This is a genomic window from Micromonospora sp. NPDC049051 (genome assembly GCF_043197575.1).
Taxonomy (GTDB): Bacteria; Actinomycetota; Actinomycetes; order Mycobacteriales; family Micromonosporaceae; genus Micromonospora.
Genome location: NZ_JBICTL010000009.1, coordinates 85310 through 97673 on the forward strand (window position 1 = coordinate 85310; position 12364 = coordinate 97673).

Sequence of the window (12364 nt, forward strand, 5' to 3'; positions counted from 1 at the left end):
TCAGGCGACCTCGACGATGACCTCGACCTCGACGGGGGCGTCCAGGGGCAGCTCGGCGACGCCGACGGCACTGCGCGCGTGCCGGCCGGCCTCACCGAAGACCGCGCCGAACAGGTCGGACGCGCCGTTGATCACGCCCGGGATGGCGGTGAAGCCGGAGGCGGCGGCGACGAAGCCGGTCACCTTGACGACCTTGACGACGTTCTCCAGGCCGACCAGCGAGTCGATCACGGCCAGCGCGTTGAGCGCGCACCGCTCGGCCAGGTCCTTGGCCTGCTCGGCGGAGACGCCGGCGCCTACCTTGCCGGTGGCGAGCAGCTTCCCCTCGACCATCGGCAACTGCCCGGAGACGTAGACGTGCTGCCCCGACTGGACGGCCGGCACGTAGCTGGCCAGCGGCGGGACCACCTCGGGCAGCGTGAGCCCGAGTTCGGCGAGCTTCGCGTGTGGGCCGTTACTCATGCCGCCACCTCGCTGCGCTCGGCGGCGTCATGAGGCCCCGACGCGCCGTTCAGGATGATTCGCTCGCTCCGCTCGCTCATGCCTTCGGCCGCTTCAGGTAGGCGACGAGCTGCTCTGGGTTGGGACCGGGAACCACGGAGACGAGTTCCCACCCGTCCTCACCCCAGTTGTCGAGGATCTGCTTGGTCGCGTGGACCAGCAGCGGGACCGTGGCGTATTCCCACTTCTGCATAGGTGGAGGGCTCCCTCGGATGGAGTTCGACTTCTCGGGGCACAGCCTACGGTCCGGCGGACGGGCGGGGCGCGGGACGCTGCTCCGGGGGCGCCGACACCTCGCCGCAGGGGCCGCCGTGCTCGTACGGCTGGGGGCAGCGGGAGCGGTCGGGCAGGAGGAGGTCGCAGAAGACCCGGTGCCGGTTGTTCTGGTCGTCCGTGCTGGACACGGTGGTCTCGCCGGCGTCGAGTTCGGCCAGGAAGCTCAGCGAGGTGGCGACCGTACCGGCCAGGGCCGTGGCCGCCTTCAGGTCGGCGACCCGGATCGGCAGGTGGATGACGAACCCGGGCTCCTCCTCGTCCCGGCCCCCGGGGCGCAGCACCTCGGCGGGCTCGGCGAGCCGCCGGTACGACCGTTCGTTGATGGGCAGGCCGGCGCCGCCCTCGGCTTCACCCGGGGAGCCGGGCCGCCGCGCCCGGCCGCCCGGGAACTGGGCTCGAGGGGTGTTGTCCACGTCGCGCATGCCTTGCCTCCGGGCGTCGTACCTGGTCACGTCATCGCCTGCGGGCCCGGGCACATCGTCGGGGCCCGCCCCCCGCGCCGGTGAGAACGTAGGTCTGCCGCGACAGTCGCGACAACCGGACGCGCACATGCGATCACGCAAAGTCACATATGCGACACAGTGCGGGTAAGGAAATTGACGGCACCCGCCGCCCCCCGCAGGCGTGAACCGACCGCTACCCTTCCGGTCGGACGGGCGCTCGCCGGCTCGCCGCCAGCTCGATCACGCTCGTCGCCCCCAGGCGACGACGTCGCAACCCGGGGGATGAGATGACCCAACCACCCAACGGTGGCCCCGTCGGACCGCCGGCCGACCAGCCGGGCTTCCCACCGGCTCCCGAGGCCGCCGAGACGCCCGGCCCGACCGCCGTACCGCCCGGCCCAGTCGCCGTACCGCCCGGCCCGGCCGCTGGCCCGCCCGGCCCGGCCGCCGGCCCGGCCACCGCCGGTGACCCGTCGATCCCGCCTCCCCCGGCCGGGTACCCGCCCTACCAGCCGCCCGCCGCGCCGAAGAAGAAGCGCGGCGCGCTCATCGCCTCCATCGCCCTCGCCGTGATCCTGCTGCTCTGCGCCGGTGGCGGCGTGGTCGCGTTCCTGACGCTGCGCAACGCCGAGAGCGGCGAGGGCGCCAAGGAGCCGGCGGTGGCGGTGGACGAGTTCCTCAAGGCCGTCTACCAGGAGCGCGACGCGGACCGGGCCGCCGGGCTGGTCTGCGCCTCGTCCCGGGACGAGAAGAAGATCGCCGCCAAGGTGGCCGAGGTGGAGAAGCACGTGTCGGCCTACCAGAACCCCCGGTTCCGGTGGAGCACCCCCCAGGTGGACAACCAGACCGGCGAGCGCGCCACGGTCACCACCAAGGTCACCATGACCACCGCCGACGAGAAGGTGGCCGACCAGGACCTGCGGTTCACCGTGGTGAAGAAGACGGGTTGGTGGGTCTGCGAGGTCGCCTGAGCCGGCGGCCTGGATAGGCTCGACGGGTGCGTGCAGCAGAGTCGCCGGCCGATCCGGCCGGCACGAAGTGGCCGGCCCGCCTCCACGTCGTGACCGGCAAGGGCGGCACCGGCAAGACCAGCGTCGCGGCGGCGCTGGCCCTGGCGCTGGCCGCCGGTGGCCGGCGCACGCTGCTGGTCGAGGTCGAGGGGCGGCAGGGCGTCGCCCAGCTCTTCGGCGCCGATCCGCTGCCGTACGAGGAGCGGCACCTGACGGACGCGCCGGGCGGCGGGGAGGTGCGGGCCCTGGCGGTGGACGCCGAGGAGGCCCTGCTGGAGTACCTCGACATGTTCTACAAGCTCGGCGCGGCCGGCCGGGCGCTGCGCAAGCTCGGGGCGATCGACTTCGCCACCACCATCGCCCCGGGCCTGCGGGACGTCCTGCTCACCGGCAAGGTGAAGGAGGCCACCACCCGCACCGACGGGCAGCGGCGCGCGTACGACGCCGTGGTGCTGGACGCGCCGCCCACCGGGCGGATCGGCCGGTTCCTCAACGTCACCGCCGAGACGGCCCGGCTGGCCAAGGTGGGCCCGATCAAGACCCAGAGCGAGGGCGTCGCCGCCCTGCTGCGCTCCCCGATCACCGCCGTGCACGTCGTCACCCTGCTGGAGGAGATGCCGGTCCAGGAGACGGTCGACGCTATCGCCGAGCTGACCCAGCTCGGCTTCCCGGTGGGGCGGGTGATCGTCAACGGCGCCCGGCCGCCGCTGCCCGCGGGGCGGGTGGTGGCCGCCGCCGAGCTGGAGCGGGGGCTGCGCGCCGCCGGGCTGCCGACCGATCGGGACACCGTCGCCGGGCTGGCCGCCGAGGCACGCGACCAGGCCGTACGCCGTGAGCTGGAGGATTCGCTCCGGACCGACCTGGTGGAGCTGGGGCTGCCGATGACGGAGTTGCCGCTGTTGCCCGACGGCGTGGACCGGGCCGGCCTGGACCGGCTCGCCGAGGCCCTCGTCCGGGCCGATTGACTCACACCTGTCACCGGCACGGCGCGCGGAGCGAACCGGCCCGATACGCTCGATTGGTGCCTTCCGAAGACGCGGCGCCGCAACTGGACGTCGACCAGATCCTCGCCGATCCGGGCGTCCGGATCGTGGTGTGCTGCGGAGCGGGTGGGGTGGGGAAGACGACCACGGCCGCCGCGCTCGCGCTGCGCGCCGCGGAGCGGCACGGCCGGCGCACGGTGGTGCTCACCATCGACCCGGCCCGCCGGCTGGCCCAGTCGCTGGGGCTGACCGAGCTGGACAACACCCCGCGCCAGGTCAAGGGCATCGACGTCGAGGCCAGCGGCGGCGAGCTGCACGCCATGATGCTCGACATGAAGCGCACCTTCGACGACGTGGTGCTCCAGCACACCGATCCGGCGAAGGCGGCGGAGATCTTCGCCAACCCGTTCTACCAGGCCATGAGTTCGACCTTCGCCGGCACGCAGGAATACATGGCGATGGAGAAGCTGGGCCAGTTGCACGCCCGGGGCGAGTGGGACCTGATCGTGGTGGACACCCCGCCGTCCCGCTCGGCGCTGGACTTCCTGGACGCCCCGGCCCGCCTGTCCCGCTTCCTCGACGGGCGGATGCTGCGGCTGCTGCTGGCCCCGGCGCGGACCGGCGGTCGGAGCATGTTCAGCCTGGTCACGGCCTCGTTCGGAATGTTCTCCAAGGTCGTGCAGAAGGTGCTCGGGGCACAACTGCTGACCGACCTCTCCGGTTTCGTCGCCGCCCTGGATTCGATGTTCGGCGGCTTCCGCCAGCGCGCCGAGCAGACGTACCGCATCCTCCAGGCGCGGGAGACGGCGTTCCTGCTGGTCGCGGCGCCCGAGCCGGACGCGGTCCGGGAGGCCGCCTACTTCGCGGGCCGGCTGCGCGAGGAGAAGATGCCGCTGGCGGGCCTGGTGCTCAACCGGGTGCACCGCTCGGCGGTGCCCGGCCTCGACGCGGCGGAGAGCCTGGCCGCCGCGGAGCGGCTGGCCGACCTCGGCGGGCACGAGGGCACCGTCGACGTGCTGCGGGCCCACGCCGCGCTGGCCCAGCAGGCGGTACGCGAGCGGCAGGTGGCGGCTCGGTTCACCGAGGCGTTCCCGGCGGTGCCGGCCGTGTCGGTCACGGCGCAGCCCGCCGACGTGCACGACGTCGACGGGCTGCGGACGATCGGTACGGCGATCAGCCGGCCGTGACGGCCGCCTGCGCCCGGATGGCAGCAGGTCAGGACTTTCCGACGCCGCCGCTCAGCCGGCGGTGGTGACGAGGATCTTGTCCTTGCCGGTCTTGTCCTTGGCGTTCTTCTTCATCGCGGCCTCGAACATCTTGCGCCAGCTCGCCACCTGCGGGTGACGGCGCAGGAGCGCGCGGCGTTCGCGTTCGGTCATGCCGCCCCACACGCCGAACTCGATCCGGTTGTCCAGCGCGTCGGCCAGGCACTCGTACCGAACTGGGCAGCTCCGGCAGATCCGCTTCGCCACGTTCTGTTCGGCGCCCTGTACGAACAACGCGTCCGGGTCGCCGTTCTGACACGCCGCCAGCGACGGCCAGTCAGTGATCATGCCCATCTGTACACGTCCCCCCTTGCAGTACCTACCGACCCCGTCGCGGACCAGCCGGCAATTCCCCCCGAGCGCCCGGCCTGCCTTCCCCAAGGCGGCACGGACGACATGTGGCGCTGTCGCCGCCACCATCATGCTCTGTAGTCGACTGATTACGCAACGTTGTCGGCGAAATCCATCATTCCGGACACTCCCGGCTTCCCGGGCTTCGCGACCGCCGGTTACCCCGTCGGAGTCCGTGAAAACGCTGCGGGCCCCCTCCGGCAGGAGGGAGACTCGGCGCCGGATCCACGCAACCACCTACCGGGGGTCATGCGTTTAGCACAACGAGGTCGGCGCGCGCAGGAAATGGGGAAAGAACGCCCCAGCGCCCCTCGTTCCCTACTCGCGTACCCTGTCGAGGTGACCTGGATGCGGAAACGTGACCACAATGTGCTGACCAACGCCGCATCGCTACTCATATGTGGCCTGTTGGCCGGCGTGGTGGTCGCGGCGGCGGCCTTCCCCGCGGTGGCGATGTCCGGGCTTGCCGCGAAGGCGGGCGCCGAGACCTTCGGCGCATTGCCCAAGGAGCTGACGGTGGCCCGCGCGCCGCAGATCAGCTACCTGCTCGCCGCCGACGGCAAGACCCCGCTGGCGACCATGTACGACGAGAACCGCCGCGACGTGAAGCTGGCCGACATCGCGCCCATCATGCAGAAGGCGATCATCGCCGCCGAGGACCACGACTTCTACAAGCACAACGGCGTGGACCTCAACGGCATCGCCCGGGCCTTCGTCAACAACCAGTCCAACGCGTCCAGCCAGCAGGGCGCCTCGACGCTGACCATGCAGTACGTCCGCCTCGCCATCGCCTACTCGGCGAGCCACCCGGCGGACGTCGTGGCGGCCACCGAGGACACCAGCGCCCGCAAGCTGCGCGAGATGCGCTACGCCCTCCAGATCGACAAGGAGCTCTCCAAGGACGAGATCCTGGAGCGCTACCTGAACATCGCCGCGTTCGGCAACGGCGCGTACGGCATCTATGCCGCCAGCCAGGTCTACTTCAACAAGCCGCCGAGCAAGTTGAAGATCGAGGAAGCGGCCATGCTCGCCGGCATGGTCAAGGCGCCGAGCACCAACGACCCGACCACCAAGAGCGGCTACAAGGCGGCGGTCGCCCGGCGCGACTACGTCATCGAGAACATGGTCGAGACCGGCGCCATCACCCGCCAGGAGGCGGACGCGGCGAAGGCCGTCCAGCTCAAGGTCACCGGCAAGCGGGCCCCCAACGGCTGCGTCTCGACCAACGAGAAGGGCTGGGGCTTCTTCTGCGACTACTTTTACCGCTGGTGGATGGGGCAGGAGACGTTCGGCTCGACCTCGTACGACCGGGAGCGGCGGCTGAAGAGCGGCGGCTACACCGTCGTCACCACGCTGGACCCGCAGGCCCAGCGGGCCGCCGACAAGGCCGTCCGCAAGGCGAAGTCGGAGAAGAGCAAGGAAGCCGCCATGGTGGCGGTGGTCGAGCCGGGCACCGGCTACGTGCGGGCGCTGGCGGTGAACCGCAACTTCAAGCTCGACGACCCGAACAAGCCGGCCAACAAGCCGCACAGTGATCCCAAGCAGCGCAAGAAGGACAAGCTCGGCAACTACCCGAACACGGTGAACCCGCTGCTCACCGGCGGCGACGGCCTCACGGGCTACCAGGCCGGCTCGACCTTCAAGATCTTCACCATCGTGGCCGCGCTGGAGAAGGGCATCCCGCTCGGCTACACGATCAACGCGCCGCAGCAGTTCCGGTCGGAATACAAGATCCAGCCCGGGCCCGCCGCCTGCCCCGGCACCAACCTGTACTGCCCGACCAACTCCGGCAAGAAGGCCGGCGGCGTGCAGAACATGTGGAGCGCCTTCGCCCAGTCAATCAACACGTACTTCGTGCCGCTCCAGCAGCAGGTCGGCGCGGAGAACGTGGTCGACGTGGCCAAGCGGCTCGGCATCCAGTTCCGCACCACCGAGGATCTCCGGTTGAGCGGCACCAAGGAGGCCGCGCACCAGTGGGGCGCCTTCACCCTCGGTGTCTCGCAGACCACTCCGCTGGAGCTGGCCAACGCCTACGCCACCCTCGCGGCGGACGGCAAGTACTGCGAGCCCATCCCGGTGCAGACGATCAAGGACCCGGAGGGCAAGAAGCTCGACGTCGCCAACCCGCGCTGCGAGAAGCGGGTCAGCACCGAGGTGGCCCGCGCCGCCGTCGACGCCGCCCGCTGCCCGGTCGGTGACAACTCCTCCACCAGCAAGTGCGGCGGCAGCCGTACGGCCGCGAACGTCCGGGGCATCGTCAACGCGCCGGTGGCCGGCAAGTCCGGCACCACCGACTCGGAGAAGACCGCCTCCCTGGTCGCGATGACCAAGCAGTACGCGGTGGCCGGCATCATGGCCGACCCGGACTGGCCGCAGACCAACGTCAAGATGAAGCACAACCAGAAGGACGGCATCAACCCGCCGGTCTACGAGACGCTGCGCGACGCCATGAAGGGCAAGAAGCGGATCAACTTCGAGCCCCCGGGCCAGAAGATCCGTGAGGGCGACCAGCGCCGCATCCCCGACGTGAAGTGCCTGGACCCGCAGCAGGCGAAGTCCCGGATCGAGGCGGAGGGCTTCGACGCGGTCATCTCCGACGTCAAGGTCCCGTCGAGCTGCCCCGCCGGCAAGGCCGCCGGCACCAGCCCCGACGGCCGCACCATCAAGGGCGGCGTGGTGACCATCCAGATCAGCGCCGGCGGCGGCAGCGCCACCCCCGGCTCGGGCACCCCGCCCGACAACACCAGGCCGGGCACTCCCGGCCGACCGCCGGGTCGCCCCGGCGGCTGAGCCGGCCGTACGAAAACGCCACGGGCGGGCACCCTTCGCGGGGTGCCCGCCCGTTTCGCGTACGCGGGTCGGTGTGCTCCGGGTCAGAGGCCGAGCTGTCGGCGTACCTCCGCGGCGACCCGACCCCCCTCGGCCCGGCCGGCCACCGCCGCCTGGGCCGCCTTCATGGCCGGGCCCATCTGCGCCTTGCCGGTGAAGCCGCCCGCGGCGAGCGCCCCCGCGACCAGCTCGGTCAGCTCGCCGTCGGAGAGCTGCTTCGGCAGGTAGCGCTCCAGCACCTCACCCTCGGCGACCTCCTTCGCGGCCTGCTCGGTGCGGCCGGCGTCGCCGAAGGCGGTGGCGGCCTCCCGGCGCTTCTTCGCCTCCCTGGTCAGCACCGCGAGCACCTCGTCGTCGGTGAGCTCGCGCTTGGCCTTGCCGGCGACCTCGGCGGTGCCGACGGCGGCCAGCGCCATCCGCAGCGTCGAGGTGGTCAGCTCGTCGCGCGCCTTCAGGGCGGCGCGCATGTCGGCGGTCAGACGGTCCTTCAGCGTGCTCATGGACGGTGAAACTACCCTGAACGGCATGCGAAAGCGCACACTATTCCGGCTCGCGGCCGGGACCGCCGCCCTCGGCGCGGCGACCCTGGCGTACGCGTCACTCGTCGAGCGCAACATGTTCACCCTGCGGCGGTACGACGTGCCGGTGCTGCCGGCCAACGCGGAGCCGCTGCGGGTCCTGCACCTGTCGGACCTGCACATGATGCCCGACCAGGGTCGCAAGCAGCGCTGGGTGGCGTCGCTGGCCGCGCTCGACCCCGACCTGGTCGTGGTCACCGGGGACAACATGGCGCACCCCGACGCCGTGCCCGGCGTGCTGCGCGCCCTCCAGCCGCTGCTCGACTACCCGGGAGCCTTCGTCTTCGGCTCCAACGACTACACCGGGCCGGTCTGGAAGAACCCCTTCACCTACTTCCTGCCCGACCGGGAGTACACGGAGGGCGTCGAGCTGCCGCACGAGGAGCTGCGCGACATCCTCGTCAGCGCCGGCTGGGCGGACCTGAACAACGCCCGCACCACCGTCAAGGCCGGCGGCCGGGCCGTCGAGCTGCTCGGCGTCGACGACCCGCACGTCGAACGGGACGACTACGACTCCGTGGCCGGGCCGGTGCCGCCCGCCGCCGACCTGTCGATCGCGCTCACCCACTCCCCCGAGCCGGCCGTCCTCGACCGGATGGCCGCCGACGGCTTCGGGCTGCTGCTCGCCGGGCACACCCACGGCGGCCAGGTCTGCGTACCGGGGGTCGGCGCGCTGGTCACCAACTGCGGCCTGCCCCGCTCCATGGCGCGCGGCCTGCACCGCTGGCCCGGCTCCGACTCGTGGCTGCACGTCTCCGCCGGGCTCGGCACCCACCCGACCGCGCCGGTCCGCTTCGCCTGCCCGCCGGAGGCGAGCGTGCTCACCCTGATCCCCCGCTGACCCGTACGGCTGCGGTCTGCCGGGCCGCCGGGCGCCTGCGTGTCCGGCGGCCCGGTCTGCGGCCGGTTGGTGGGCCGGGCGGGCGGGCCTCGGCGCCCGGGTCGGTTGGGCCGGGCGCCGATTGGCCCGGGCCGGCGGTGCCCGGGTTGGTGGGCCTGCGTGAGGCAGGCTCGGCGGTCGAGATCCCGGGCTGCCGGCGAGAGCGTGCGGCGTCGGGTCGGGCGTGGGCGTTGTTCGCCCTGTCGAGCTGAATCGTTTACGACATCAGGCGCCGGTGCGCCCGGTGCCGACGGGTCTCGCGTGGCCCAGGCAGGGCTCGCGCCAGCGGTGGGGGTACCGAGTTTGACCCCCGAGCAGGGTGGGCTACTATTTGTCGGCACGCCTCGGGGTGTGGCGCAGCTTGGTAGCGCGCTTCGTTCGGGACGAAGAGGTCGTCGGTTCGAATCCGGCCACCCCGACCGAGATGAGAAAGGCCAGGTGAGAGGGCATCTCACCTGGCCTTTCTTTATGTCCGCCGTGATCTAGCTCATCGGTTTACGCCGCTGCCGGCCCGCCGTCCTGGTCGTCGCTCTGGTCGGAAGTCAGCGAACGACTCCCGCACCCGGTCCGCGCCAGCCTCGAACGCGTGCGTGTAGCGGTCGAGCGTGGTCGAGATCTGCTCGTGCCCCATCACGCGGGCAACGTCGTTGAGCGGCACGCCGTCCGTGATGAGCCAGGTGGCGTACGAGTGCCGCAGGTCGTGAAAGCGCAGCCCGCCTTGTGCCATGCGAGACACGCGGGCGGTTCGAAGTTCCTCGCTGACCTCGTTGCCGTCGCGGTCCCGCCAGGTCGCGCGCCACACGCGAGGGCCGACCTGGACGACCTGGCCGAGAAGTCCGGCGCGCACGAGCGCCGGTCGCCAGATCCAGGCGCGAAACACGGTGCGGCGCATCGATCCGCCCGCCTCGTTGGTGAAGACCTCGCCGGCCGCGCCCGGCGTAACGGCCTCGCGGTGGCGCCGCAGCTCCCGCATCGCGAACGGCGGCAGCGGCACCGAACGCCGGCCCGCCCGCGACTTCGGGTAGGGCTTGAAGGTCACCGTGCCGGCCACCTCTACACCGACCCGACCGACCTTGACCGTGGCCTTGTCCAGGTCGATCACGTCCCACGTCAAGCCCACGCACTCACCCCAGCGCAGCCCGGTGCCGCCCGCCACCGCTACCAACGCCCGGTAGCGCTCGGGGATCTCCGGCAGCAGCGCTGCGAACGCCTCTCGGGTAATGACCTGCTCGTCAGCGTCGACGCGGCGGCGCTTCGGCAGGCGCACTCCATCGGCCGGGTTCTCCGCGATGATGCGATCGCGGACGGCCAGCGCCAGCACGGCCCGCAGGAGGCGGCAGCACTCCCGGACGGTCGCCGGGGCCAGGCGCTGACCCAGCTCGGTCGCCCACTGCTGCACATCGGAGTGGTTGATCCGGCCCACTGGGACCGCACCCCAGCGGGGCAGCACCCGGTGTCGCATCACCGAGGCGTCGCGTGCGATGGTCACCACCTCGTCGTTGCGGCCGGCGGTCCACTTGGCCGCGTAGACCTCGAAGAGCACGCGGCCGGCGTGCGGGTCCACGTAGGTGCCCCGGCTAAGCGCCGCCTCCGTCTCGGCGAGGAAGTCTCTCGCCTGGCGCTTGGTCGGAAAGGTCTTGGCCTTCTGCCGGCCGGTGGCGTCGCGCCAGTTCGCGCGGTAGGTGCCGGCGTCGGTTCGGATAACGAATCCCACGGTTGTAGATCTCCCCTGCGGGTCACGGTGTGTAATTTGCGGTCGGGTCGGTTGGTGGGCTAGCTAGCAGTGCTTGCGGCGGTGCCGATTCGCCTTGGGTCGGGATTCGGGCTGTTTCTGCTGGTGGGCTGCTATCTGCTAGGCCGCTGGCGGGGTCGGGGATTTGCTGCTAGCACCTCTGCTAGCGCTAGCAGGTCGGGGTGCTAGGGCTAGCACCCTCGGCGGGGCCTGTAGGGCCGGCTAATCCGGTCACGGAGCGCGCATCTCGCGCCTGTCTGCTGTGCGTCGTGGCGCGACGGCTAACCCTGGCTGGAACACTCCGCAGCGGTGTTTAAGCCGTGTTGGTGGGCCGGTGGCCGGTGGTGGGGATAGGCGGCTAGGTGCCAGGTCGCGGCGGGTGTGGGCCGCTAGCGGGGCCGCTAGGTCTAGCGGGTGGCGGGGCTAGACCTAGCGGCCCGACTGGCTGTCATGCGCCGTTGCGGCAGCGCTTGCGTTGCTCCTGGCGGTCAAGGCGGTCCAGCTCGGCGGCTACGTCTTCGGTGGTGGCCTCGGGCAGCTCGTCTAGCCACTGGTGGAGTCGGCGCTTGGGGATGAGCCACCGGCCGCCGAGCTTGATGGCGGGGATCTCGCCGGGACGGACAAGGGCGTAGGTCGATCCGAGCGACAGGGACAGGATGTGCGCTGTCTCGGCGACGGTGTAGACGGCGCGAGCGACCGGCGCGAGCCGGCCGGTGGAGATGCCCCCCGCGTCGGTCGGGGTGGGGCGCTGTGGGAACGGGATGACCGTGCTCACGGGTGCTTCCTCCTGGGGTAGCGGTAGCGGCTGTCGCAGGTCGGTTGAGGGCTGTAGAGGGGGTTTTCGGGCTGTCGGCGAGGTGGCGCTACCCGCTGCCTCCGGCCGTTTGCACTGCTAGGCCCGGTAGCGGCCGGGGTAGCGTTCGCGCTACCTCTGTCCGGCCCGCTATCGGTTGCGGGCGCGGCCGGTGGCCGGCTGAACCCATGCGGCGGGTCGGTTCGGCGGGTGGGTGGTGGTGGCCGCGACCCGCGACCTGGCCGTGTTGCTGCTGTCCGTGCCGGTCGCGGCGTGGGTCGCGTCGGCGCGACTGGTCGCGGGCGGGCCGCGAACCGGTGGCGGGTGACGGATGCCGCCGGCGGAAAGCCACCTGGGCGTGACGCAGCGCCCGCGGTCGAGCTGGGCGGTGTGGTGACAACCGGGGTTGTCGCCAGGTGGCTTCCGTCGCGGGTCGGCTAGGTGGTGGCGGGTGGTCATTGGTCGCTCCTTTCGGGCGTTGTCGCGGGTGGTGGGTGGGTGGTCCTAGGCCCTAGGTCGCTGGTGGTGGGCGGTGTCGGGTCCTAGGGGCGGTCCTAGGTCTAGGAGGGGCGTGGTCCTAGGGCTAGGGGCCGACGCGGGCACGTTTTCGCCGGTTGACCGGCGTCCGGACGGGTGACGGAAGCCTGCCGGCGGGGTTGCGTCAGGCGGCTGAGGCGGCCCGTGCCGGCCGTCCGCCCGTGCTCTGTCTCTGTGGAGGGCGGA

12 protein-coding genes and 1 tRNA gene are annotated in these 12364 nt (G+C 71.7%); 6 read left to right on the forward strand and 7 right to left on the reverse strand.

The window, feature by feature from the left end:
* The 3 genes from ACGFIR_RS28455 to ACGFIR_RS28465 form a co-directional block, all read right to left on the reverse strand.
* Entirely contained in the window at positions 1-462 is a 462-nt protein-coding gene (locus tag ACGFIR_RS28455; RefSeq protein ID WP_393148265.1) for a RidA family protein, read from the reverse strand.
* 76 nt (positions 463-538) lie between these two features.
* The gene (locus tag ACGFIR_RS28460) at positions 539-694 is read right to left on the reverse strand and encodes a DUF4177 domain-containing protein (protein WP_013736319.1); all 156 of its coding nucleotides are present in this window, start codon (positions 692-694) and stop codon (positions 539-541) included.
* A 46-nt stretch (positions 695-740) separates the two neighbouring features.
* A complete protein-coding gene (locus ACGFIR_RS28465; RefSeq protein ID WP_392997927.1) occupies positions 741-1199 on the reverse strand; it encodes a hypothetical protein in 459 nt (152 codons plus the stop codon).
* A 308-nt stretch (positions 1200-1507) separates the two neighbouring features.
* On the opposite strand from ACGFIR_RS28465, the gene ACGFIR_RS28470 reads away from it, so the two are divergent.
* Genes ACGFIR_RS28470 through ACGFIR_RS28480 form a run of 3 tightly spaced genes read left to right on the forward strand, consistent with a single transcriptional unit; the run spans position 1508 to position 4400 of the window.
* Positions 1508-2191, forward strand: coding sequence for a hypothetical protein (locus ACGFIR_RS28470; RefSeq protein WP_393148267.1), 684 nt, complete (start codon positions 1508-1510; stop codon positions 2189-2191).
* A 26-nt stretch (positions 2192-2217) separates the two neighbouring features.
* Complete coding sequence (locus ACGFIR_RS28475; RefSeq protein WP_393148269.1) at positions 2218-3195, forward strand: ArsA family ATPase; 978 nt, start codon at positions 2218-2220, stop codon at positions 3193-3195.
* Positions 3196-3248: 53 nt separating this feature from the next.
* On the forward strand, positions 3249-4400 hold the full coding sequence (locus ACGFIR_RS28480; RefSeq protein ID WP_392997924.1) for an ArsA family ATPase: 1152 nt from the start codon (positions 3249-3251) through the stop codon (positions 4398-4400).
* 51 nt (positions 4401-4451) lie between these two features.
* Here ACGFIR_RS28480 and ACGFIR_RS28485 read toward each other — a convergent pair whose 3' ends face one another.
* Positions 4452-4772 (reverse strand): WhiB family transcriptional regulator, encoded by a 321-nt coding sequence (locus ACGFIR_RS28485; protein WP_132238543.1) that lies wholly within the window; start codon positions 4770-4772, stop codon positions 4452-4454.
* Between the two features lie 405 nt (positions 4773-5177).
* Here ACGFIR_RS28485 and ACGFIR_RS28490 point away from each other — a divergent pair, with 405 nt between their 5' ends.
* Positions 5178-7619 (forward strand): penicillin-binding protein, encoded by a 2442-nt coding sequence (locus tag ACGFIR_RS28490; protein WP_393148271.1) that lies wholly within the window; start codon positions 5178-5180, stop codon positions 7617-7619.
* An 83-nt stretch (positions 7620-7702) separates the two neighbouring features.
* Here the strand turns inward: ACGFIR_RS28490 and ACGFIR_RS28495 are convergent, their stop codons facing one another.
* Complete coding sequence (locus tag ACGFIR_RS28495; protein WP_392997922.1) at positions 7703-8158, reverse strand: GatB/YqeY domain-containing protein; 456 nt, start codon at positions 8156-8158, stop codon at positions 7703-7705.
* A gap of 25 nt (positions 8159-8183) precedes the next feature.
* Between ACGFIR_RS28495 and ACGFIR_RS28500 the strand changes: the two genes are divergently transcribed.
* Complete coding sequence (locus tag ACGFIR_RS28500) at positions 8184-9077, forward strand: metallophosphoesterase (RefSeq protein WP_392997921.1); 894 nt, start codon at positions 8184-8186, stop codon at positions 9075-9077.
* Between the two features lie 384 nt (positions 9078-9461).
* Positions 9462-9535 (forward strand) — tRNA-Pro (locus tag ACGFIR_RS28505).
* 68 nt (positions 9536-9603) lie between these two features.
* Here the strand turns inward: ACGFIR_RS28505 and ACGFIR_RS28510 are convergent.
* Both ACGFIR_RS28510 and ACGFIR_RS28515 read right to left on the reverse strand, forming a co-directional pair.
* Entirely contained in the window at positions 9604-10830 is a 1227-nt protein-coding gene (locus ACGFIR_RS28510; RefSeq protein ID WP_393148273.1) for a tyrosine-type recombinase/integrase, read from the reverse strand.
* 466 nt (positions 10831-11296) lie between these two features.
* Positions 11297-11623 (reverse strand): helix-turn-helix domain-containing protein, encoded by a 327-nt coding sequence (locus ACGFIR_RS28515; RefSeq protein WP_393148275.1) that lies wholly within the window; start codon positions 11621-11623, stop codon positions 11297-11299.
* Between the last annotated feature and the right edge of the window lie 741 nt (positions 11624-12364).